We start from the raw sequence: 24,038 nt of genomic DNA on the forward strand, positions 1-24,038 counted from the left end.
GTTCAACCCCTCTCTCATGCAAAATCCAATGATACAAATTCCATCCGGCCATTTTAAAATTTCACTTTATAGTTTCACAGCATGTCCGCCATCAAAAAAGTACAGCCACTTCCGGTCGACTTTCCGACCCAGAATATCTTCAATAGCCCGGCCATACAGCTCCAGCTGGAAACGATAGTTTTCCGTCAGTTTGTCCAGTCCTCCGCGATGTTCCAACACCCGATCTGTCTTATAATCGAGCAAAACAAGCTCGCCATCCACCTCATACAGGCAGTCAATAATCCCCTGTACTAGTACCGTCTCATTTTCTAGTGATGCCTGCATCTTACCGTATTCCTCCAACGTTTGCATACCTGCATCTGGTGACAGACTATGAAGCCATTCGGCAGGAGAATGATGTGCCGGAAGTCCATAAATAAATGGAATCTCCCGTTTCACCCACTCCGCACGCAACACTTCTGTCCCAGGCTCTGTATTGAAGAATTCGGCCAGTTGATCAGACTCAATAACCTCTGCCTGGTGGGGGAGCAAAATCTGGAGCTCAACTAACCGCAAAAGTGTCTGCTCAACGATTTGCGAATCAACGGGTGAACCATCTACAGGAAGATGCTGCATCAACGTATGATACACCGTTCCCCGCTCGGCTCCAGTCAACTGTTTCTCCTCCATGAATTTGGGACGACGCAAATGCAATTTAAAGGACGAGCCTCCATCCTTCATCCCACGGTTCTCAGAATCCACGGACGCCTCAGATTGTTCTTCAACTTCCTCCATTATCTGTAACGACTGGTGGTCCTGCATGGCAAGCAATGTCTTCAGTTCGGTAACCGATGTGCTGGCAGCTACTTGAGTTGCTTCTTGATGAGGATATGTCCATGAAAGCCGTTTATCTACTTCACGAAGCAGCTGTACACCCTCTTGCTCACCTATTGTAAATACACTTTCCTCACTGATGTCTCGTGGTGTTGTATCTTGTGTATCCTCGATCATCTCTTCTTCAGGTGAGGAAGGAAACAGCTCCACAGGCTGAACGGCTTTTAGGGCAGCAATTCGATGTTTCCGCACTTCTGTCATGCCCTCTTCTTCACCAAGCGTCTGATCCACAAATATTTCCCGGGATACTTGATCAGCAGAAATGACGGAAATGCCCCAGCGTGATTCATCATCCACAAGACAGGCAGCATATGAATCAGTGCCTCCCGCAAGTTCACGCAGCAAAGCTGCGTCTGGATGTCTCATCAGGGATGGACCGATCCAGTCCAGATAACTCCGTCCGGCTGCAAGCAGATAGTCAGGCAATACCCGTTCCGGACTGTCCTTAATCTGAGACCAGGCCACTGCCTTTTTAACAACATCTTTTACCGTACCGACCAAAATCATTTTCTCTTTTGGACGGGTTAGAGCCACATAGAGCACCCGCATCTCTTCGGCAAGCAGCTCAAACTGGGCACGACGACGAATCGCCAGATTCGCCAAAGTTGGATAGGCAACCCGATTCTCACGATCTACAAACCTCGGGCCAAACCCCAGCTCCTTATGCATCAGAAACGGCGAGTTCAGATCCTGCTGATTGAACATCTTGGATATACCCCCGACAAAAACAATAGGGAATTCCAAGCCCTTACTCCGGTGAATCGTCATGATGCGTACCGCATTGTCCTGCTCACCAGAACCACTTGCTACGGTGCCAAGATCTCCCCCGTTCTCACGTAGTCTGGATACATAGGTCAGGAAGCGAAACAATCCACGATTGGCCGTTGCCTCCTCATATTGCCGCGCGCGATCATACAAAGCCTTCAAATTACTTTGACGCTGCATGCCTCCCGGTAGGCCGCCAACCCAGTCCAGATAACCCGTTTCCCGGTACATGCGCCAAATGAGTTCACTCAAGCTGCCTTGTCTGGCTTCAAGTCGCCAATGTTCCAACTGACGCATAAATCGAATTAACTTTTGTTGCAACTCTGTGCTAGTACCGTTGTCCCTAACCGCATCGTCGCTTATACGTCCACCCATACTTGCATCTATACCAGCATCCATAATCTCATCTTTACCTGCATGTACAGAGGTTTCATATATACGTTCGATAACGTCTGCTTCGGCGGATACTGCCGACTCCCGCTGCCCCTGTTCCATTTCTGACCAGACTTCGGGCCATTGCAGCTGGATTGCAGATGAATCCGGATTCGAAGCTTTCTCACCATGCTGCCCGAAAACATTCAACGAACTTGAGAATGCTCCTGTAGCTGATATAACAGCATCATAGAAAGACTGTCGCTTGTCCCCAAGGCGAATCTGAGCCAGTTCCTCTTCATCCAGTCCGACAATCGGCGAACGAAGCACGGAAGCAAGCGGTATATCCTGCCTTGGATTATCCACAATCTGCAGCAAGGACAACATCACTTCCACTTCCGTCGCCTGAAAATACCCTTTGCTTTGCTCCCCTCCGGCAGGAATACCCTGCTGTCTGAATTCCTCAATCATGAGTGGAGCCCACATCAGGGCAGAACGCAGCAAAATAACAATGTCTCCATAACGCGCAGGTCGCATGGATTTGAGGGCTTTATCATAAACGTTGAGGGCTGGTTTATCCGTATCTCCGACCATTTCACGAATACGGCGAGCCATGGCCCGAGCCTCCAGCTGAGCGGTTTCAAGCTCGGCACTCTCCAGCTCAGCAGAAGGTAACGCATCCCCATTCTCATCCATGCTTTCCGTCAGATCAGGTCCTCCGCCTTGACGATCGATCAATATGAGTTCAGGTGTGTATGCCTCATCTCCAAGCGTCTCTGCCGGGAAAGTAGCCCCATAAGCGAGCTGAGCTCGTTCATCATAGGCAATCTCGGCTACCCCTTCATTCATGAGCTGCTTGAATAACATGTTGACCGAATGGACTACTTCTGCACGACTACGGAAGTTACGTGCAAGATCAATACGTCTTCCTGCATGCAGTGATTCTCTCTCTCCGTCCATTTCCATATCCATATCCGAATTCGCTGCGTATTGACGGTACTTGTTCAGGAACAGACCGGGTTCAGCCAGACGAAAACGGTAAATACTCTGTTTTACATCACCAACCATGAATCGGTTTCCTGGATTTTCTCTGGAAATCAGTCGGACGATATCTTCCTGCACTGTATTGGTATCCTGATATTCATCCAGCAGAACTTCATCGAAACGTGCCCGGTATTCCATTGCTGCATCCGAAGGCATGGACAGCTCAGGGGTTGAATCTTCATGGCGCAAAATATGAAGACAGTAATGCTCCAGGTCACTAAAATCGACCTGACCGCGCTCCTGCTTGGCCTGTCGGTATCGCTCTCCAAATGCACTGACCAGCTTGGATAGCTCCTGCATTAGTGGTGCCGCCTGCTCCAGCTCCTGCCAGAAAGAAAACGCACTTCTTCCAAACAATGACCCTTTCAGGTCCGTCACGGCTTTTTTCGCAGCCTCACGAAGTTCCTTGACCTGTTCTTGTAACCCCGGGTCTGTCTGGTCCTTTTTGCAAGGCTTCAGCTTGCCAAAAGCTGCTGGCTGAAACACTTCAGGCAATCTTTCCCATGGCATGACCTCAACAGCTGACAGAAGCTCTTCGACCATTGCTAAATCTTCTTTCAATGTATCTGCATAAGGTTTCGGACCTTCCGGCTGCATCGATATGCTGATCCCTTGACGCAGCAGACCAGTCGCACCACTTAGGGCAAGAGCTGCATCACGCAAAATACTCTGAACCCAGGCAGAATGTCCAAGTGCCTCGACACTTTCCACCTGAAAAGCAGATGCCATCTCCGCAAGCCAATGATCCGGCCAAGAATGACTGCGTGAGAAATCATACAAACGCTGCACAAGTCGATGCATGGCATCATCGTTTCGTTCCCCACTGAACCAATCCACCAATTCGCGGAATGTACTGCCTTCGTCTTCTTCCCCATACTTTTCCTCAAACAACTGCTCCAACAATTCCTGCCGCATAATTTCGGCTTCATTTTCATTCAGAATCCGGAAAGCCGGGTTTAGCGGTATTTGCTGATAATAACGACGAATGACTTCCATACAGAATGAATGCAGTGTCGTAATGGATGCTCGCCCGAGCAATGACAGTTGTTTGCGCAGATGTTCTTCGGCAGGTTGCTCTTCAAGTGCACGTTCCAGTGCTTCCCGAATCCGCTGCTTCATCTCAGCAGCAGCAGCTTTCGTAAATGTCGCAACCAGCAAACGATCTACGCTGAATCCACGGGAAGGGTCTGCAATCTTGCGAATAATCCGTTCAACCAATACAGCCGTCTTCCCGGAACCCGCTGCAGCAGCAACCAGAATGTCTTCTCCACTCTGTGAGATGGCACTCCATTGGTCATCACTCCAGAAGCTTCCCTCCGGTTTTGGCATATTCGTCATGATGTTTCCCCTCCTTTGCCATGAGACAGCATGTCCCAGATTTGCTGTTTGCCCGGTTTGGACAACAGATTATATTCATTACCTTCGATATTTTCATCAAATTGACAGACTGGCTTGTACGGACAGAAGGTGCATGCAACCTCCTGCTGGATACGGTAAGGTTCAATCGCGACATCCCCTTCCGTAATCCGGGTGCCAATCTCACGTATATTGCTGCGAACTGAAGCAAGCAATGTATCCCATTGCTCCGGCGTAGCTACAGCAGCGCTACTATAAAAGCTGCCATCCGCCTTAAGCGCAACTGGAATAATAGCTGAGTAGCCTTTGTCAAGGGTATTGTCCATTTGAGCGATCGCATCCCGATCCGCGAGCAGCAAGCCTTTCATTTTGAACCGTTTCAGCAGTTCTTGTCCTGCCTGCTCAGAAGTCATGCCGTTCGCGGATTGAAGCAATGGATTATGCACATGGAAATAGAGTGTTCCTCCAGGCATCGCCGATTCTCCAAGCCAGTCCTCGGCAGCACTAAGCAGCACCTCCAAGTACGTGAGCATCTGTAATGACAGGCCATAATACACCTCATGCAGCTTGAGATCGGTCTGGCTCGATTTGTAATCAATGACCCGCAGCAGTAAGCCGTTCTCTCCCTCAGCCACATCCACGCGGTCGATACGACCCACGATCTCCATCACACAGCCATTTTCCAATTCAAAACGCAGCGGTGGCAGGGGTTTACCTGGTCCAAAATCAAGCTCCAGCCCAATCGGTTCAAAGCTTCCCCGTCTGGACTGTTCACCCAGAATAACCGACGCCCGGCTAACGATATCCTTCAGCTTGCGGAAGATGTAACCATACCGTTTCGTGCTAAGCAAAATCTCTCCCTGCAACTGTGGTGCAATCTGCTCCACGGTGTGCTCCGCTTCCTTCCGACATTCATCCGGTGACAGACTGCCCCAACTGCGATTCTGCTCACGCAAACGCATGGCAAGCTGACTCAAGGCAGCATGGAACAATTGTCCTATATCAGGGGCTTGCAAGCGGTACAACTGGCGCTCTTTCAGCCGCAGTCCATGGGATGCAAAATGGGAGAACGCACACGCCACAAAACGCTCCATTCGAGAGACACTAGTCCTTACCTCTGTACCATATAATCTACGGCTGGTAGCCGTACGCAGAGGTAACGCCCGATTGCGATAAAAGACCGATCCAAGCAATTGTTTCAGCTGAGGTCTGCTTGTCTCCCGAGAGACATGCCAGTTATAGATCGCCCACCACATTTCAGAAATATCTTCTCCACGGCGCCATCTGCGCAACTGTCCGATGAGATAAGAGAGGCTCTGACCAGGATGAATAACATAAGACCAGTGCACCTCTTCAGCATTTGTAACCGGCGGCTGGGCAAGTAATGGCTGCTCATGCAGACCGAACATCTTCCGTACATGTCGTACAATTTCTGAGGGTAGCAATGTTTTCCCTTCATCATCTGCAACGGGATAACTCAGCCATAACTGATTGCTCGCCGCTGTCAGGGCTGTATATATCAGAAAGCGTTCATCCAACATTTGTCTTGTTGCTCCTGGCCCAAGCCCCAAACCTCTCTCCGTCAACAGCAGCCGTTCCTGCTCAGATAATACACCATCATCTTGAGGGACAGCAGGCAGTTCACCCTCTACTGCACCCAGAATAAATACGTACTTGATACCCTGAAGACGTGTACGATCCATCGATCCAATCAACACTTGATCAAGCGCTGGAGGAACAAGTCCCAGCTTCAGTTCGGTTAATCCGGTCTCCATTAGCCCGGCAAATAAATCGATATCCAGCCGTTCGGCCCCCATCATATCAACCATCTGATCTAATAGATCAAGGACGGCACCCCACATTTGACGATGCTCTCTCGAACGTTCCGGATCACCCTGAGCCTTGGCTTCTGCAGACATCTGATCCAGCTTCCAAGGAATCTCGGCATCTTCCAGTAATCTGTAAAGCGCCGCACATTGGTCTTTAGCTGTCTTTGCCTTGCTCATTCGTTTCTCAAAAGCACCCAGTGGATCAACAATCACCGTACGGCATTTTTCCATTAAGGACAGCATTTGTTCCCGGCCCCGGCTGCGGACATCCTGATCGTTGTCTTCCAGGGACAGGCTGGGTACATACTTCCATGGCTTGCCATCTGTCCAGCGGTATCCGTGAATTCCGCAAGCTAATATATAATTTTCGAGCTGGTCCATATCTTCACGTGTAATGGAACCGCCCCGTGGAAGCAGCAGATCCGTTTTCACACAGCGAAATACATCCTCATAACGCCAGCGACGGCGAACGATATCGAGTGCTGAACGAATAAATTCCGATAATGGATGATGTAGTTCATTTCTTCTCCGATCCAGAAAGACAGGCACGCCATAATCCCTGAATAGAGGCTCAGCAATGTCGGCATATGTATCCAACTGACGAACGAGCACTGCCATATCTCGATAACGCGCACCTTCATCTTGCGCCAGACGACGCATCTCACGAAGTGCTCCTTCCATCTCAGCCCGGCGGTTCTCAGCGGCGTAAAGTCGGACACCCGCATCACGCCCCTCACTCTTCCAGCGGACTCTACGATCAAAGCCAGCCTCCAAATGCGCCAGTCCAGGACTGCCTTCATATCTTGGCAAAACTTCCGGTTGAAGCACGGTTGTCTCATTAAGAACACCCAGATCCTCAGCCATGCCTTTGAGACGTGCATATGCACTCGCTGTGGGATGGAACAGCTCCAGTTCTCCTGGAAGTGCGCCGTGGTCGTAAGCACGATCCAACGTCAATGCAATTGTGACGGAAGAAGCTTGCAGCATCAGTCTTCCAATGACACTCATTTCCTGCGGGGTAAATCCCTGAAATCCATCGATCCAGATCTGTGCATCTTGCAGCAACGCGCTCTCCGGCAACCGCTCTGTTAGTTCAGTCAACGTGTCTTCATCATCGATATATAGTTCGGTTAATTCTTTTTCATAATCACGGTATATAAGAAGCAAGTCATGCAGCTTGTCTCCCAGAATCGGTGCAGAAGAGGAAGTATTCCATGCGGAAAGTCCTTCTTCCAGTGAAGTAGGGTCAAGTTCATAACGTTTAAACTCACTGTATAAATCATTTAAGTCTCCTATAAATCCCAGCTGACTGCCTGATGCTCCAAACAGCTTCAATTCTTCCTTACGACGCTGGAGCACTTTGTAGAGCAGCATTTTTTTACCTTCAGCTCCAATGGGAATACGTGCAGAACCACCTGCCTCCTGCATTACCCGATAGGCCAATCGGCGAAAACCAAGCACTTCAGCACGCATGGTACCTTTTATAGCACCTGAAGAAACCAGTGACTGTTCGGTTCGAAACGAACTCTGTTCCGGGACCAGCAGAATCAGTGGTTTACCTTGCGGTTCCTTTTGTAGCAGGGATGTGATTTCCCGGGTAATCAGCGTACTCTTGCCGCTGCCTGCCCGGCCAATAACAAAGCGTACGGACATGTTTAATCCTCCAAACCATCACGAACAGATTTTAATTCCCAGTATAACATATCTGACTTGGTTCGGAACATACGTTTGCCACTATCCGGCAATTCCAGAGATCATATGCACGAGCATAGCAAAAAGCCCGCAGCTTATGAAAACTGTGGACTCTTTGCGTAAATGTATGTGCGACTTAAATGGAAATCGCTCGATTAATTCTTTTTGCTGCGCACTTCGAAGATGGCAAATTTCAGGTAATGACCTTCGTCTACGCCCAGAATTTGCGGGTGATCCTTACCGGCTGCTTTCCAGTCGATCAGACGCAGTACTTTGCCTGCATCTTCGGCTGCATCCGCAATGGTTTCCAGGAAGAGATCCGGACGCATGTGATATGAACAGCTTGCCGTTACCAGATACCCGCCCTCATTCACCAGCTTCATTCCTTGCAGATTGATATCCTTATATCCACGGCATGCGCCTTTGACTGCTGATTTCGTTTTGGCAAAGGCTGGCGGATCGAGGATGACCACATCAAATGTTTTACCACTGGCTGCAAGCGCCTTGGACGTATCCACTTTCTGTTCGCCAGCACGTGCACGTACGTTACGCTCATCGAGGCCTTTCACCTGCTCACGCAAGTATTGGAATGCATCCGCAACGACAAATTCAACCCGGTCAGTGAAACCGTTCAGCTCTACGTTGGTACGTGCACTTTCAATCGCATGCTCTGAGATATCAAGACATGTTACTTTTTTGGCTCCATATTTGCAGGCGTTCAATGTGAAGCTGCCTGTGTGGGAGAAACATTCCAGCACAGTAGCCCCATCCCAATAAGGGAACGTCACAACCTTGCCACTTTTATTCACAGGAAGCAACTGCTGCGTACCATCCTGCTCGATCTGTTGGAGCGTAATGCCACTCTTGTAACCCCAACCCTTCATAAGTGGTTCGATGGCTGCACGATTCTCTCGCTGGTCAAAGAAGTACCCTGTCTTCTGGCCTTCTACGATATCCACCTTAATGAGCAATCCATTCTCCGTTACCGTGACATGACGCGGGCACTCCCCGTACAATGGTCCCTTCGTCTGCTCCAAACCTTCCAGTTCACGAATGGATACATCACTGCGTTCATAGATGCCTTCCGGCTGCATTACTTCAATTAGAGCTTGTACAATTGCTTCGCGGCAACGGTCCATACCCAATGTGAGCAATTGAACTACAAGGATGCTGCCAAAACGGTCAACAATCAGTCCTGGCAGGAAATCAGCTTCCCCATAAACGAGACGGTATGCCTCTCCATCCTGGATAAAACGCTCCCGGTGGCGCAAGCAATCGCGGAAACGCGCTGCAAAAAACGCGGTATCCATCTGTTCAAACTCCAAAGGTTGATAGGCCACGACTCTAACTGTGATTTGAGATGCAGGATTATAGTATCCCGTCGCAAGATAGCGACCTTGATGATTCAATACGTTGACCAGATCTCCCGGCTCGGGTTTTCCTTCAACAGAGGCGATTTCATTGTTATATATCCATGGATGTGCATGTTCAAGCCGCTTTTTGCGGCTGCGTTCCAGTGTAACTGATGGCAAGATAGATCCACTTCTTTCATAGTTAGTTGAAAAGATAGGCTTGGTGCAAGAGAGACCGCTGCGGTGATGGATTGGACTTCGATCGCTGTTATCCCCAGATTTTTCTGATTCCCTTCTCGAAAGGGAAAATCCGGGGATAAAGGCGCACGCTTAGCTTCTACAGTTCCAGTTCCAATTCCATCCCCTTCGCTACGTTTGCAGAGTCTCCGTATCTTTTGAATTGTGGTGGTAATTTGGGTGACCGTTAAGGAAACTTATAGGTCTTTCAAATGCTGTTGACTCCAGAATTCCGTTAGCCTGTCATGGTTGTCCTTATTTACTCATAGGATGAGAATAAGGATATGCACGGAAGGAATGATGTTAACTCATGTTCAGAGATGTTGTGCTGCCCCTGTTATATGGGCTTCTTATCTTTTTTGGTGGGATGAAGCTGATGGAAACAGCCTTACAGCGGATGGCCGGGCCCATGCTGGCTGGATGGCTGGGCCGAGCTACCTCTGCTCCCTGGAAAGGCATGGCTTTTAGCGCAGGCGCTACTGCCCTGCTGCAAAGCAGTACCGCCGTCACCGTACTCACTATTGGACTGGCGAACGCCAGATTAATTACCTACGGACGCACACTTGGCATTATTCTTGGAACCAACATCGGAACGTGCCTGACCACCGAGCTGGTCGGACTGCAGATCGGACGGGTTTCCCTGCCTCTGCTTGCCTTGTCACTGACAGGCTGGGCCGTCTTTGTTGTGCTTGGTGAACGAAATCAGTTCGCTCCTGAACGCACGCGTCGGACGCTGTCTACCATGCAATACAGCTTTCTCGCGTCCGCCGGATTTGCCCTCGTCATGACAGGCATTCAAGTGATGCAATCCATTGCCGTGCCCCTGCGTAGTATGGGCGTATTCCAGTGGTTTCTGGATCGCTCAGCCGACAGCTTGTGGTGGGGCTTTCTGGCAGGCGCCTGTCTGACGGCGCTCATTCATAGCAGCGCAGCCGTAATCAGCATGGCGATTACGCTTGCAGCCACAGGCGTACTGCCTGTGGAGATCGGCATCGCCATTGTGATTGGGTCAAACGTAGGGACCTGTATCACCGCCGTGATTGCAGCCGCTGGAGGAGCATCCGCAGGCAAATTTGTCGCAGCCTCCCATGTCGTATTAAACATTGCGGGGGCGCTGCTATTTATGCCGCTGATCGGCCAGCTGCATGCAGCCTCGGCCTGGCTATCAGCGGATAACGGGGCACAGATTGCGCATGCCCAGACCCTTTTTAACGTCACCAGTTCACTGCTTGCCTTGCCGTTCTGTTACTTGCCAATTTGGCACAAAAAACCACCGGTCTCCACCCCAGTGGCGAAGTCACCCGTGGCCTGATGTTCAAAACGCTCTCAACAAACAGTAGCGTTACGTCATTCAATAGAAAACAGCTATACGTTAATGCCTAATTTGTTCAGCGCCACTCGTAAAATGTCATCGTTATTATCGTATCCACTATGCTGCTGTCTAGACCAAGCTTCTTCCGGAGCGTACCAATCCACACCTTTGATTTCTTCAATCTGAGGCTGCAGGTCACCGCTTTCCGCTTCAACGAGATAATAATGAACTTCCTTGTCCACCGGACCAAACTCTGCATGCTGATACGTATAGGAAATGATATCGACGGGTTCTACTATTCGGCCGACCATGCCTGTCTCTTCCAGAATCTCACGCAGTGCGGTCTGTTCCACCGTTTCTCCATCTTCCATTTTGCCCTTGGCGAGAGTCGTTTTGCCGTAGCGATCTACAATCAGTTGAATTTGAAGCTTTCCGTCTTCTCCCGTGCGGTAGACGACTCCGCCTGCCGAAATTTCTTTTCTGTTCATGTTGCTCTCCCCCATTACGGAATTGTCTTCATCTTTTTTTTGGAAAAAGAAGGACCTCATCTCCACGGGTACGCTCCCCAAGGAAATGAAATCCTTGTTTCTGACGCCTCGATTACATCGCTGCGGACTTGAGATTTTCTTCCAACACACGAACCAGCGTAGCCTGGCTTTCATTCACACCCGCTTCGGTCACTTTGACACGGCATACCTTGCCGACCATATCCATCGAACCATCAAAGACCAGCTGAATGTAGTTGTCACTGTAACCGTGCAGTTTACCACTGCCTTCACGGCCCTTGGCTTCACCTTCAGGAATGACATCCAGTACTTGTCCCACAAACTGCTTGGCGTATGCCAGTTGCATTTGCTCGGATAGATCAATCAGTTCATGCACGCGTGCATTTTTGACTTCTTCATCCACCTGATCTTCCATACGTGCTGCCGGTGTTCCGGTACGCTTGGAATATGGGAATACGTGCATTTCGGAAAAACCAATTTTTTTCATCAACTCGTAGCCATTACGGAACATCTCATCCGTCTCACCCGGGAACCCAACAATAACGTCAGTTGTGATCGCTACATCCGGCATCGCTTCCCGAATGCGAAGCATTTTATTGTAAAACTCTTCGGTCGTATATTTACGGCGCATACGTTTCAGTACGGTATCATCGCCCGCTTGCAGCGGAATGTGGAAGTGGCGTACGAGTTTGTCTGAACGTTTGATCACATCCAGCATCCGATCATCAATCTGACTGGCTTCGATCGAACTGATCCGAATACGCTCCAGGCCTTCCACTTTGTCCAAGTCCCATAGGAGATCCGTCAGATCGTAATTCTCCATGTCATCCCCGTATCCACCAGTATGAATGCCTGTCAGGACAATTTCCTTGTACCCGGCATGCACCAGTTGATGAGCCTGTTGGATGATGCTATTTGCTTCCCGGCTACGGGAAAGTCCACGTGACCACGGAATAATGCAGAACGTACAGAAGTTATTGCAGCCATCCTGAATTTTCAGAAATGCACGGGTACGATCGGCAAAATCCGGTACGTCCATCTCTTCAAATACCCGCGTTTTCATGATGTTGCGCACTGCATTGACGGGCTGACGTGATTCCTGAATTTCATTGACATATGGCAAAATTTTGTCCCGATCCTGTGTACCGATAACAAGATCCACACCAGGGATGTCCAAAATCTCTGCCGGAGAAGTTTGCGCATAACAGCCTGTAACGGCTACAATCGCATCCGGGTTGCGCCGAATGGCACGACGGATAATCTGGCGGCTTTTTTTGTCGCCGGTATTGGTTACTGTACAAGTATTAATCAAGTATACATCCGCTGTCTGTTCGTCAAAGTCTACCTGATCGTATCCTTCGTTTTTGAACAATTGCCAAATCGCCTCTGTATCATAAAAATTAACTTTGCAGCCTAAGGTGTAAAACGCCACGGATGGCATAATTACATTCCCCCCATTTCTCCGGATTCATATAAGACGCAAGTTAGCGCCGCCATTCCAGCTGTCTCGGCCCGCAAGATGCGTTTGCCCAGTCCAACGGATACAGCACCCGCCTGATCGGCTTCAATCGTTTCCCTCTCCGAGAATCCACCCTCAGGTCCAACAACGATCAACACTTCAGCACTCGCACCAGGTGCAAGCTGCTCCACAAACGGCTTCAATGCGTCTCTTAATTGCTTGCCGTTTTCCTTTTCATAACAATAACATACCAGACTGTAGCCCTCAAAAGAAGATAGCAGCCCTTTCCAGGAAAGTGGCTGCTCGACGGATGGAATGCGGTTCCGATGGCTTTGTTCAGCGGCTTCCTTGGCGATTTTCCGCCACCGCTCCAACCGTTTGCCTTCTTTCTTGGCATCATATTGCACAATCGTACGCTCAGACAGGAAAGGAACAAATGAAACTGCTCCGATCTCTGTACATCTTTGGATGACCGTCTCCATCTTATCGCCTTTTGGCAAGCTTTGAGCCACGGTTACACGTATCCGTGCTTCATGGTCCATTTCGAGAGGTTCCACAATATTCGCTGTTACTTGCTGGGCTTCGATGCTTTCAATCTCCACCAAAGCTTCTTTGGAGTTTCCGTCACTGACAATCAGTTTATCTCCAGGTTTACCACGCATCACTTTGCCGATATGGCGCGCATCATCACCCGTGATGACTACGGAATGTTCATTAAACTGTTCTGCAGATACAAAATAACGCTGCATTCGTCTATCCACCCATTCTGTCCTGTTATGACTGGAATTCACCCCGCCTGATGGCAGGCGTGAATCCAATCGCCACAGATGATCATACAACTTTTATGTCTATCTGACCAGTATTTCAGCCCTAGAGGTACGTGTTGCTTATCGATATAATTCAATGATTAGTTTTGCCAGATCCACATACATCGTTTGTGCAAACTCATACAACGGTTGAATCGTCACATTTTGCAGCGGAGGTATAACCAAAATCAGCAGGAAGATAAAAATCGACCATTGCTCCACTCCTTGCAGCTTGCGACTGATAGATGGTGGCAATACGTCTTCAAGAATCCGATAACCATCCAGGGGTGGCAACGGTATAAGGTTAAACAGAAACAAGAAAAAGTTCGTCAGGTTAAAAATAGAGAAAAACATGGATATCGCTGTGAGCAATCGCTCATTTTCTATACTCCCCAGCGCTCCTGAACCAACCAATGAAGCGTAAATAATTGTACCAATAATCGCAAGTAGCAGATTGCTTAGTGGCCCTGCTGCAGAGACGATAACACCCATCAATCTTGGTTTGTCAAAGTTCGCCCGATTAACTGGAACGGGTCGTGCCCAACCGAAGCCAGCAATAACGAGCAATAGCACCCCAAACAAGTCAAAGTGTACGACCGGATTGAGGGTAACCCGGCCTAGCAGCTTGGCTGTTGGATCACCGAATTTGTTGGCAAAATAGGCATGAGAGAATTCATGGACCGTAAAAGCAATCAGGATCGTCAACAGGAAAAACGGCAGTTGATCCAGTGGATAACGAAAAAACGAGTTTAAATCCATCGGTTACCTCTTTCTGGCCACAAACGCGATCCAGTCCTCATCGCGATGAACCGAACTTATTTCGAAGCCGGAAGCAACGAGCGCATCATGGACAAGCTGCTCTTTATTTTTCCAAATGCCTGAAGTAATATAAACACCGCCAGACTCAAGCGCATGATAGACATCATCCACAAATAGCATAATAATTTCGGCCAAAATATTGGCAACAATAACTTTCACCGGAAGCTTCACGCCCAGCGCAGGGTCCTGACTGCCCAGAACAGACAGCAAATCACTCTCTTTCACCGTAATTTGTTGTCCCAGCCCATTCAGTTCCACATTTTCTTTGGCACTTGCTACCGCAACTGGATCGAGGTCCAGCGCCAACACATGTTTTGCACCAAGATGAACAGCTCCAATGGCCAAGATGCCAGAGCCTGTACCTACGTCAATGACTTCCTCGCCACCCTGAATGACCGATTCTAGTGTACGCAGACAAAGCGAAGTGGTTGGATGTGTTCCCGTACCAAACGCCATGCCTGGATCAAGCTCAATAATTTTCTCATTTGGGCTTTCCGGCGTATACTCTTCCCATGTCGGTTTAATGGTTAGACGTTCCGAGACACGTACTGGCTTGAAATATTGTTTCCAGGCGTTCGCCCAGTCATTTTCATCCACTGTTCGAGTCTCAAAACGAACCTCCCCCGTTTGGATATCGAATTCGGAAAGCTGCGCAATGCGTGGACTCACTTCAGATTGCAATGCGTCCATGTCCGTACCTTCGGAGAAGTATCCTTTAATGACCGCAAAGCCTTCAGGAATATCATTCAAAGGAGACTCGTACAATTCGCCATACGTCGTATCCCGTTTTTTATTTAAAGTACCGGACTCTTCAATCGAGACCCCTCCAGCACCCGCTTCATGTAAAAAATTCGAAATCATCTCCACAGCTTCTTCTGTGGTATGTATTGTTAGTTCATGCCATAACATACTTCGTTTTTCCTCCTCATTTTTCAAACATCCCAACTATTGTACTACACAAGCGAGCAGGAGTACAAAACCGCGGCAGTAAAGAAACAACAAAAACAGGATACCCGCAGCCTGACTGCTCGAATACCCTGTTTTAATTATGACTAAACTCGATTAACTTGTTAGCAAAAGCGTCCACCGTTCTGCGTAATCATCTCTGCAGCTTGCGGGAGAGAGTCACTGGATACGGATACGGTCAGCAAGATTTCTTGCTTGGACCTGCCTTCAGAGCCAGCATCCGGATCGTCATACACTTGTCCACCCGACAACACCTCGGTCTCATCGCTAATGAGGGAAAGTACATTCAGCTCACCACTGAATCCCCCAATCACAGCCATAGTCGAATTATCTGTGCTCTCAGGCGCTTCCAGATCCACTGAAGACGATGAGTCATTCAGACTCTCGATACTCAACTGGTTTGGGTGCAGCAATTCCAGAGCTCTGCGTGCAGATTCAGCCTCGGACCAGCTCGTAAACACCGCTTCGATAATCACTGCAGAGCGATCTTCAGTCATGAATCTCCCGACCCTGACGACGATCGGCCGCTTCACTGCGGCGCAAAGCCTCTATATCTTCATGATCCGCAGCTTCGGCACTGAATTCCACATCCTCATTTTTGGCGGACTGCATCCGCTTCATCTTTTCCGTTTTCGTTAAAATCTTTCCTGGACGTTCATGTTCTGCCATCGTTATGTTCCTCCTTCAAATTGTATAAGTTCAACTAAAGAGTATTTACACTGACACTCCGATGACAGAACAACCTTCCGATCGCTGTTATCCCCAGATTTTTTTGATTCCCTTCCTTAAAAGGGAAAATCCAGGGATAAAGGCGAACGCTTCGCTTCTCCAAGTTTTTTCTGTCCTCTCCGTTATCGTGTAAATGTTTAGGTTGAAACTTATATAGATGCTCAGTGAATAGAAATTAATTGAAAAACTAAATCATACCGCCGGCTTGTTCGATAATGGATAGGGCACGGTGATGTACTGCCTCGTCAACGACGACGGTTAGTAGTACATCTCTGCCTGTCGGACCCTCTTGTCCGCCATCGCTCATACCGCTCGCAGAAGGATCTGCTGCAGCCATGATTCCCGCGCTGGCATTTGTGCCTAGAGCACCTGGTACCCAGGAAGAAAAACTGCCGGAAACACCCGGCGTATAGGATGCTCCACTTGGCCCGACACCCGCGTAACGACTGAATCGATTGATAGACAGGTCTTCCACTCGTAATGCCTCCAGTTTTTTGGCTGCCCCTTCCGCTTGCTCCGGGCTATGGAAATAAGCCAAAATATTTTTTTCGGTCATCCGGTTCACCTGCTTCCCTAGTTTCGGCACATCAGTAAACCACTGAATGCTCATGTCTGGTATCTTTCCGCAAGCGTGCCCATATTATGCAAAAAAGGACACCCTGCGGAAAAACCGCTGTGGTGTCCTTTTTTAAATTAATGATTAAGACTCAGTCTCCACGGAAGGCCCGTTTCACCCGGTCAAAGAAGGATTGCTCATGCTCATGAGTTTGTTCTCCATCCAGCGCAGCAATTTGGCGAAGCAGATCTTTCTGCTCGTCATTCAGCTTGCTAGGCGTAACTACAACGACTTTCACATGCTGATCCCCTTGCCCCATACCGCGCAGGCGTGGTACGCCTTTGCCTTTGAGACGGAAATACGTTCCTGTCTGTGTACCGGCAGGTACTTTCAGCTTCACTTTCTCGGACAGCGTCGGAATTTCAATCTCATCTCCCAATGCTGCCTGAGCGAAGGTAAGCGGAATTTCGCAATAGATATCATCGCCTTCACGCTCGAAGAAATCATGTGATTTCACACGGATGACAATATACAGATCTCCTGCTGGTCCTCCGCGCAGACCACCTTCACCTTCACCAGTCATACGCAATTGAGCGCCATCATCTACACCCGCTGGAATGCGAACATGAATTTTGCGTTGTTTACGTACTTTACCGCTGCCGCTGCACGTAGTACATTTTTCCTTGATAATTTGTCCCGAACCATTACAGTTCGAACAAGCACGACGGTTGACCATACGGCCAAACGGTGTATTTTGAACCACTTCCTGTTGACCACTACCTTGGCAGACGGAACAGGTTTCTGGTTTGGTTCCCGGTTTCGCACCTGAGCCATGACAAGTATCACAGCCTTCGGTACGAGGAATGGTAATGTCAGTTTCCTTACCAAATACCGCTTCCTTGAACTCAATCGTCATGGTGTATTGCAGATCGTTTCCCCGTTGCGGAGCATTTGGATCACGTCGTCCACCGCCACCGCCAAAGAACATATCGAAGATGTCGCCAAAGCCGCCGCCGCCAAAATCGCCACCGCCGCCGAATCCGCCCTGATTTGGATCAATATGACCGTATTGATCATACTGCGCCCGCTTCTGGCCGTCACTGACCACATCATAAGCTTCTTTAACTTCCTTAAACTTGGCTTCCGCGTCAGCAGCCTTGTTTACGTCAGGGTGATACTGACGGGCAAGCTTGCGGTATGCCTTTTTGATTTCCTCGTCGCTGGCATTTTTGCCGACGCCGAGTACCTCATAATAATCACGTTTTTCAGCCACTCTTCCACCCCCATATCATTCACCATATCGCACATCGTGACAAAAGGAAAGCCAAAGCACGGGAGCCCCGGCTATGACTTTCCCTTCGATCCGAACGTCACCGATGATTAATTCACTAGAAATCGTGAATTAGTTTTGTTTTTTATCTTCATCCACAACTTCGTAATCAGCGTCTACGACGTTGTCACGTTTTGCAGAACCTTGTTGCTCTTCAGCACCTTGAGCTGCTTGCTCTTGAGCTTGTGCTTGCTCATACAGTTTTACGGACAGTTGTTGAACGATCTCTGTCAATTCTTCTGTAGCGGCTTTGATGTCTTCCAGATTGTCGGAAGCCAGAACGCCTTGCAGTTTTTCTTTTGCAGCATTCGCTTTTTCAACTTCACCAGCGTCCGCTTTTTCGCCAAGATCTTTGATCGTTTTGTCAACAGAGTAGATCAGTTGATCTGCGCTGTTTTTCGCTTCAACGAGTTCTTTGCGTTTTTTGTCTTCTTCAGCATGCAACTCAGCATCTTTCATCATTTGTTCAACTTCAGCATCGCTCAGACCGCTAGAAGAAGTGATGGTGATTTTTTGAGTTTTGTTAGTACCTTTGTCTGTTGCAGATACGTTAACAATACCGTTGGCATCAATATCGAAGCTAACTTCGATTTGTGGAACGCCACGTGGAGCTGGAGGAATATCTCCCAGCATGAAGCGACCGAGGGATTTGTTACCCGCTGCCATCTCACGCTCCCCTTGCAGAACATGAATCTCAACGCTTGGTTGGTTGTCTGCATAAGTGGAGAACACTTGGGATTTGCTTGTAGGGATCGTTGTGTTGCGCTCGATCATTTTAGTGAATACGCCACCCGCAGTTTCAATACCCAGGGACAATGGAGTTACGTCAAGCAATACAACGTCTTTCACGTCACCTGTCAGTACGCCCGCTTGTACAGCAGCACCCAAAGCTACAACTTCATCCGGGTTAACACCTTTGTGAGGGTCTTTACCTGTAAGTTTTTTGATTGCTTCCTGTACTGCAGGAATACGTGTGGAACCACCAACCAAGACGATTTTGTCGATATCGTTAGCTGTCATTCCAGCATCGCTCAGTGCACGACGAGTTGGTTCAAGCGTACGCTCAACCAGACCAGCAGAGATTTCTTCGAATTTAGCGCGGCTAAGGTTCAACTCCAAATGTTGAGGAACGCCATCAGCCACAGTAATGAACGGCAGGGAAATAGTTGTAGTCAATACGCCGGAAAGTTCTTTTTTCGCTTTTTCCGCTGCATCTTTCAAACGTTGAACCGCTGCTTTATCTTTACTCAAGTCAATGCCTTGATCTTTTTTGAACTCACTTACGAGATAATCAATGATCACTTGGTCAAAGTCATCGCCACCCAGTTGGTTATCACCACTAGTTGCTTTAACTTCGAAGAAGCCGTCACCCAGTTCAAGGATGGATACGTCGAATGTACCGCCACCCAAGTCATATACGAGAATCGTTTGGTCTTCGGATTTCTCCATACCGTATGCCAAAGCTGCTGCTGTTGGCTCGTTGACGATACGCAGAACTTCCAGACCTGCGATTTTCCCTGCATCCTTTGTTGCTTGACGCTGGCTGTCATTGAAGTAAGCTGGTACTGTGATAACCGCTTGAGTTACCGTTTGACCCAGATAAGCTTCAGCATCGGATTTCAGTTTTTGCAGGATGATTGCAGAAATCTCTTGTGGTGAGTAGTCTTTGCTATCGATTGTTTCTTTGTGGGATGTACCCATATGACGTTTGATCGAGATGATCGTACGATCCGGATTCGTGATCGCTTGACGTTTAGCCGTTTCACCGACAACGCGTTCTCCATCTTTTTTGAAACCCACTACGGATGGGGTTGTACGTGCGCCTTCCGGATTTGGAATAACGACAGCCTCGCCGCCTTCCATAACCGCTACACATGAGTTTGTTGTTCCTAAGTCAATACCGATTACTTTGCTCATCGGAAAATTTCCTCCCTCGACAATTTAAAATGGATCAGATTGATCCTTATTTGTATTTGTTGTTCCTAATCGTGCTCTATGTGTGTACTAACCTTTATATTAAACTTCGGTGGCATCGTACAATCAAGAGTGAACTCATTTCATTCTTTAATAGAAATTATGAGCTAACTTTAACCATAGCCGGACGAAGTACTTTATCCTTCAGCATATAGCCTTTTTGGACTTCCTCGACAACGGTACCTTCTTCATACTCGTCGCTCTCCACGGACATAATCGCCTGGTGGAATTCGGGATTAAACGGTTGTCCTACCGTATCCATTGACGTCAGACCTTCATTGTTCAGCACAGTTTCCAGCTGACGGAAGATCATTTGGATACCTTTGGAGAAGGACTCGACTTCAGCACCTTCCGGTACAGTAGCCATGGCACGCTCGAAGTTATCAATGACCGGCACCAGTTCTGTGACCAGCTTCATCGAAGCGTATTTCGCCAGTTCTTCTTTTTCTTTTTGTGTACGACGACGGAAGTTATCAAAATCAGCTTGCGCACGGACAAAACGCTGTTGATGTTCCTCAGCTTCCGCCTTCAAACGTGCGATCTCATCTTGCTCCTGATCTGTCATCTCTTCCGCCTGCGCTTCTGCAGCTCCGGCTTCGTTGACAGGCTCCTGCTCCGCTGCTGTAGTTGCTTGCTGTTCCTGTTCTTCTGCTGCGAATGATTGCTCATCTTTCAAGATGTTCACCTCCTTATAAGAATGAAATGGTTCATTCCCTTATTTGAAGCGATGCGTTAGCATGGCCGTCAAATCACGGGATAATGTATTTAAAATATGAATGACACGTGCGTAATCCATTCGCGTAGGTCCCAAAATTCCGATGGAGCCCAAAGCCTCTCCATCCAATGAATAGGATGCCGTTATCAGGCTGCAATTGGCGAAGGCTTCATGATCATTCTCGGTGCCTATTCGCACCTGAATACCAGATCCACCCTGCACGGGCATCATCAATTTCATGAGTGTTGGTGTCTCATCCAGCAGGTCAAGAATATCTTTTACCTTTTCAATATCTTTAAACTCTGGCTGGGTCAACATATTGGTGGCACCACTAAGGAACAGACGATTATCATGCTCGTTGTCAAAGGCACTGTTCAGCACCTGCATGACTTCCTCATAACGTGTAATATGCCGTTCCATCTCTTGCCCAAGCTCGGTGTAGAGACGAGACTTTAATTTGTAAATCGGCACGCCGACCAGCTTGCTGTTTAATAAACGAACTACATTCTCCATCTCCGCTACCGAAATTTCAGGTGGAATCTGAACTGTCTTGTTCTCTACCTGACCCGTGTTCGTTACGATGATGGCTACAGCCTCGCTTTCATTAAGCGGAAGCAGTTGAAAATGACGAAGTGACGTGTGGAAAACTTCCGGTCCAAGCAGGATCGAAGTATAATTCGTCATATGTGACAAAATGACTGAGGCATGCTGAATAACTTGTTCCATCACGTTCAGCTTTTCTGCGAAAAATGATTTCAGGTCGTCCAGCTCTTGCGGCTCCACCTGATTCCAGGGAACCAAATGATCGACATAATATCGATAGCCTTTGTGCGAAGGTATGCGACCAGCCGATGTATGCGGCTGTTCCAGAAAGCCCATATCTTCAAGGTCCGCCATTTCATTACGGATCGTCGCCGGACTGTATCCAACATCTCCCCTTTTGGAAATGCTCCGGGACCCTACGGGCTCAGCTGAACGGATATAGTCATCCACTATAGCGTTCAGAATCATTCGTTGACGCTCTGTTAACATGGTGAGTATTCCCTCCTTCTGACTGTACTGTCCCATGTCGTTAGCACTCCGGTTAGATGAGTGCTAAGCGGTAATACAAAAATACCAAAATGACGTGAGCATTGTCAAGTCAGTTTGATGAGTACGCTCATCTATTTATAGTATAGACCAATGTCTCCAAGACATAACAACTTTACTGTACATCTCATGAATTAAAAAGAACCGCAGGTGAGATAGAGTATACTCGGCTCAATCCATACGGTTCATTCATTTATCAGGCTGAAATATTCAACTCTTTCAATACAGCAATCTCATCACAGCAATCCTGCTTGCTGCAATGAACACAGTCGGTCCATACTTTTTCCGGGAAAATTTCCTTGTTCACAACGGCAAAACCGTTTTTGAGAAAAAAGGACACCTCATATGTCAACGCCATGACCTTGGGAATTTGCTGTTTCTCCGCTTCCTCTACCAGCCGGTCCAGCAGCAGTGAGCCAATGCCCATGCCTTTGTGACCTTCGGAGATGCCGAGCGATCTGACTTCCACCAGATCATTTCCCAAACGGCAGAGAGATCCACAGCCTACAACCTGACCATTCACTTCTGCTACAACAAAGTGCTCCAGCTGCCGTTGCAGTACTTCCCGTGAACGCGGAAGCATGATCCCACGCTCTGCATAGCCCTTAATCATTTCAAATAATGGTTCAACATCTTCCGGTACGGCTTTTCTGCATATGGCCGACATCCAGCTCTCCTCCTATAAGAAGCTTTCCAGAGGAAAGCTGACTTCGTAGTTGTATAAATTACACGCTCTGTAAAATCAATATGAATAAATATACAACAGAGCGTATAGAATTTCAAGCTACGAATTCAGCGATATAGACCCGATAAACTCGGCGAAAACGTCATTTCCGAACAGGATGCCCTGTTCACTAAGCCGGAAGCCGTCTGGCGTCTTCTCCAGCAGTCCTGCATTCAGCATTTTGCCCAAAGGCTTCGCAAACACTTCCTCCATAGGCTCCCCGAACTGATCGCTAAACCGTGAGGATGAAGCACCTTCCAGCATTCTCAATCCAACCATCAGATAATCTTCCATTGCCTCGGCGCGGCTGATCTCAAAATGATCGAGACGCGGCAGACCTCCTTTGGAAGCTTCAACATACGGGTTTATACCTTTTATATTCATATGGCGTTCGCGGCCTACATATCCATGTGCACCTGCACCCAGACCGTAATAGTCCTCATTACGCCAGTACGTGATATTGTGACGGCTCTCGAAGCCGGGTTTGGCAAAGTTACTGATCTCGTATTGTCCGTAACCTGCTTCTTTCATACGCTTCATTAATAGAAGATACATTTGCAACTCGTCGTCTTCATGAGGAAGCGGTAGCTGGTTCTTCTGATACAACGTATGGAAAAGAGTATTCTCTTCCACCTTCAGGCTGTATATGGAGTAATGCGGCAAATCCAGTTCCAGCGCTTTATCAATACTCTCGTTCAGCATCTCGACAGTTTGGTTTGGCAAACCAAACATGAGGTCAATGGACAAGTTATGCAATCCAGCTGCTCGGGCATTTTCCAAACTGCGGTATACATCATCTGTATTATGAATCCGGCCAATACCTGTCAGCAGATCATTTTGAAAAGCCTGTACCCCAAAGCTGACGCGGTTCACTCCGCCTTCTTTCATAACGGCGAGTTTCTCCGCATCGGTCGTGCCCGGATTAGCTTCCATCGAAAACTCAATATCATCTGCCCAATTGGGGAAATAGGTCTTAACGGACTTCAGGAATACGGCCATTTCATCCGGTTTCAGTGCAGTCGGCGTACCGCCGCCCACAAATATGGTTTTGATTTCTCCCGGCGGATTCGCTTTAACCGTATGTTCCATCTCCCGTTCCAGCGCTTCAAGGTACTGCATAACAGGCTGGTCCTTCAATACATAAGAGTTAAAATCGCAGTAGAAACATTTATTTGTGCAAAAGGGAATGTGAAGATACACCGCTTGGGGTGCACCTGTTTTCCGGCTGTGTGCTGCCAATGTCATGGCAAGTCCCCCTCTATTTGAAAAAAGGAAAGCCATCCGGCTTCCCTTTCAGCTTGGTTTATTGGTTATTCTGTGTTGTGCCTAAGTTTGCAAGCAAACGTCTTGCAATTCAATTTTGATACACACACTCAGTGTTGTACCCAAAAATGAATTATTAATCTAATTTGAATACACACATTCTGTGCTGTACCTCAAAAATCCGTTCATCCTTTCATACACAAATTATTGATGTACCGAAAGGGTTCACGTGACGTTTGCAAGCAAACGTCTTTTTAAACGCATTCTCCG

At 48.2% G+C, this 24,038-nt stretch carries 18 protein-coding genes; 1 reads left to right on the top strand and 17 read right to left on the bottom strand.

Translation table 11 applies throughout. From position 1 onward, the window contains the following. Nucleotides 1-66: 66 nt before the first annotated feature. From addA to AC4PM4_RS12710, 3 genes are all read right to left on the bottom strand, one after another. Complete coding sequence (gene addA, locus AC4PM4_RS12700; RefSeq protein ID WP_491613726.1) at nt 67-4,392, bottom strand: helicase-exonuclease AddAB subunit AddA; 4,326 nt, start codon at nt 4,390-4,392, stop codon at nt 67-69. Further along, a complete protein-coding gene (addB, locus tag AC4PM4_RS12705) occupies nt 4,389-7,892 on the bottom strand; it encodes a helicase-exonuclease AddAB subunit AddB (RefSeq protein ID WP_491613727.1) in 3,504 nt (1,167 codons plus the stop codon). The genes addA and addB overlap by 4 nt, the downstream gene beginning before the upstream one ends. Nucleotides 7,893-8,086: 194 nt before the next feature. Continuing rightward, complete coding sequence (locus AC4PM4_RS12710) at nt 8,087-9,463, bottom strand: class I SAM-dependent rRNA methyltransferase (protein WP_491613728.1); 1,377 nt, start codon at nt 9,461-9,463, stop codon at nt 8,087-8,089. 367 nt (nt 9,464-9,830) lie between these two features. On the opposite strand from AC4PM4_RS12710, the gene AC4PM4_RS12715 reads away from it, so the two are divergent. Next, nucleotides 9,831-10,832, top strand: a complete 1,002-nt coding sequence (locus tag AC4PM4_RS12715) for a Na/Pi cotransporter family protein (RefSeq protein ID WP_072734509.1) — start codon at nt 9,831-9,833, stop codon at nt 10,830-10,832. Between the two features lie 53 nt (nt 10,833-10,885). Here the strand turns inward: AC4PM4_RS12715 and AC4PM4_RS12720 are convergent, their stop codons facing one another. The 14 genes from AC4PM4_RS12720 to hemW all read right to left on the bottom strand — a co-directional run bounded on the left by AC4PM4_RS12720 (nt 10,886) and on the right by hemW (nt 23,750). Then, the gene (locus AC4PM4_RS12720; RefSeq protein ID WP_064636374.1) at nt 10,886-11,320 is read right to left on the bottom strand and encodes an NUDIX hydrolase; all 435 of its coding nucleotides are present in this window, start codon (nt 11,318-11,320) and stop codon (nt 10,886-10,888) included. Nucleotides 11,321-11,432: 112 nt separating this feature from the next. After that, a complete protein-coding gene (mtaB, locus tag AC4PM4_RS12725) occupies nt 11,433-12,779 on the bottom strand; it encodes a tRNA (N(6)-L-threonylcarbamoyladenosine(37)-C(2))-methylthiotransferase MtaB (RefSeq protein ID WP_063567295.1) in 1,347 nt (448 codons plus the stop codon). Between the two features lie 2 nt (nt 12,780-12,781). Continuing rightward, nucleotides 12,782-13,546 (bottom strand): 16S rRNA (uracil(1498)-N(3))-methyltransferase, encoded by a 765-nt coding sequence (locus AC4PM4_RS12730; RefSeq protein WP_063567294.1) that lies wholly within the window; start codon nt 13,544-13,546, stop codon nt 12,782-12,784. Between the two features lie 138 nt (nt 13,547-13,684). Next, nucleotides 13,685-14,362, bottom strand: coding sequence for a site-2 protease family protein (locus tag AC4PM4_RS12735; RefSeq protein WP_063567293.1), 678 nt, complete (start codon nt 14,360-14,362; stop codon nt 13,685-13,687). A 3-nt stretch (nt 14,363-14,365) separates the two neighbouring features. Continuing rightward, nucleotides 14,366-15,331, bottom strand: coding sequence for a 50S ribosomal protein L11 methyltransferase (prmA, locus tag AC4PM4_RS12740; protein WP_079696217.1), 966 nt, complete (start codon nt 15,329-15,331; stop codon nt 14,366-14,368). 161 nt (nt 15,332-15,492) lie between these two features. Beyond that, entirely contained in the window at nt 15,493-15,885 is a 393-nt protein-coding gene (locus AC4PM4_RS12745; RefSeq protein ID WP_072734512.1) for a hypothetical protein, read from the bottom strand. After that, entirely contained in the window at nt 15,878-16,057 is a 180-nt protein-coding gene (locus tag AC4PM4_RS12750; RefSeq protein WP_024628492.1) for a YfhD family protein, read from the bottom strand. Before AC4PM4_RS12750 ends, AC4PM4_RS12745 begins: the two co-directional genes overlap by 8 nt. Before the next feature lie 247 nt (nt 16,058-16,304). Continuing rightward, nucleotides 16,305-16,673 (bottom strand): hypothetical protein, encoded by a 369-nt coding sequence (locus AC4PM4_RS12755; RefSeq protein WP_063567301.1) that lies wholly within the window; start codon nt 16,671-16,673, stop codon nt 16,305-16,307. A gap of 151 nt (nt 16,674-16,824) precedes the next feature. After that, on the bottom strand, nt 16,825-17,946 hold the full coding sequence (gene dnaJ / locus AC4PM4_RS12760; RefSeq protein ID WP_063567290.1) for a molecular chaperone DnaJ: 1,122 nt from the start codon (nt 17,944-17,946) through the stop codon (nt 16,825-16,827). Nucleotides 17,947-18,075: 129 nt separating this feature from the next. Then, on the bottom strand, nt 18,076-19,920 hold the full coding sequence (gene dnaK, locus AC4PM4_RS12765; RefSeq protein ID WP_063567289.1) for a molecular chaperone DnaK: 1,845 nt from the start codon (nt 19,918-19,920) through the stop codon (nt 18,076-18,078). Between the two features lie 157 nt (nt 19,921-20,077). Continuing rightward, nucleotides 20,078-20,653 (bottom strand): nucleotide exchange factor GrpE, encoded by a 576-nt coding sequence (gene grpE, locus AC4PM4_RS12770; RefSeq protein WP_491613729.1) that lies wholly within the window; start codon nt 20,651-20,653, stop codon nt 20,078-20,080. A 39-nt stretch (nt 20,654-20,692) separates the two neighbouring features. Continuing rightward, nucleotides 20,693-21,724 (bottom strand): heat-inducible transcriptional repressor HrcA, encoded by a 1,032-nt coding sequence (gene hrcA, locus AC4PM4_RS12775; protein WP_062328691.1) that lies wholly within the window; start codon nt 21,722-21,724, stop codon nt 20,693-20,695. Nucleotides 21,725-21,977: 253 nt separating this feature from the next. Next, nucleotides 21,978-22,448, bottom strand: coding sequence for an N-acetyltransferase (locus AC4PM4_RS12780; protein ID WP_063567287.1), 471 nt, complete (start codon nt 22,446-22,448; stop codon nt 21,978-21,980). 117 nt (nt 22,449-22,565) lie between these two features. Continuing rightward, nucleotides 22,566-23,750, bottom strand: a complete 1,185-nt coding sequence (gene hemW, locus AC4PM4_RS12785; protein WP_024628499.1) for a radical SAM family heme chaperone HemW — start codon at nt 23,748-23,750, stop codon at nt 22,566-22,568. Nucleotides 23,751-24,038: the final 288 nt, after the last annotated feature.

The organism is Paenibacillus sp. MDV22-iso6 (assembly GCF_058408365.1).

Coding starts and splice junctions, on each gene's coding strand:
- addA (WP_491613726.1), bottom strand. CDS start 4,392: ATGACGAATATGCCAAAACCGGAGGGAAGCTTCTGGAGTGATGACCAA.
- addB (WP_491613727.1), bottom strand. CDS start 7,892: ATGTCCGTACGCTTTGTTATTGGCCGGGCAGGCAGCGGCAAGAGTACG.
- AC4PM4_RS12715 (WP_072734509.1), top strand. CDS start 9,831: ATGTTCAGAGATGTTGTGCTGCCCCTGTTATATGGGCTTCTTATCTTT.
- AC4PM4_RS12720 (WP_064636374.1), bottom strand. CDS start 11,320: ATGAACAGAAAAGAAATTTCGGCAGGCGGAGTCGTCTACCGCACGGGA.
- mtaB (WP_063567295.1), bottom strand. CDS start 12,779: ATGCCATCCGTGGCGTTTTACACCTTAGGCTGCAAAGTTAATTTTTAT.
- AC4PM4_RS12730 (WP_063567294.1), bottom strand. CDS start 13,546: ATGCAGCGTTATTTTGTATCTGCAGAACAGTTTAATGAACATTCCGTA.
- AC4PM4_RS12735 (WP_063567293.1), bottom strand. CDS start 14,362: ATGGATTTAAACTCGTTTTTTCGTTATCCACTGGATCAACTGCCGTTT.
- prmA (WP_079696217.1), bottom strand. CDS start 15,331: ATGTTATGGCATGAACTAACAATACATACCACAGAAGAAGCTGTGGAG.
- AC4PM4_RS12745 (WP_072734512.1), bottom strand. CDS start 15,885: ATGACTGAAGATCGCTCTGCAGTGATTATCGAAGCGGTGTTTACGAGC.
- AC4PM4_RS12750 (WP_024628492.1), bottom strand. CDS start 16,057: ATGGCAGAACATGAACGTCCAGGAAAGATTTTAACGAAAACGGAAAAG.
- AC4PM4_RS12755 (WP_063567301.1), bottom strand. CDS start 16,673: ATGACCGAAAAAAATATTTTGGCTTATTTCCATAGCCCGGAGCAAGCG.
- dnaK (WP_063567289.1), bottom strand. CDS start 19,920: ATGAGCAAAGTAATCGGTATTGACTTAGGAACAACAAACTCATGTGTA.
- hrcA (WP_062328691.1), bottom strand. CDS start 21,724: ATGTTAACAGAGCGTCAACGAATGATTCTGAACGCTATAGTGGATGAC.
- AC4PM4_RS12780 (WP_063567287.1), bottom strand. CDS start 22,448: ATGTCGGCCATATGCAGAAAAGCCGTACCGGAAGATGTTGAACCATTA.
- hemW (WP_024628499.1), bottom strand. CDS start 23,750: ATGACATTGGCAGCACACAGCCGGAAAACAGGTGCACCCCAAGCGGTG.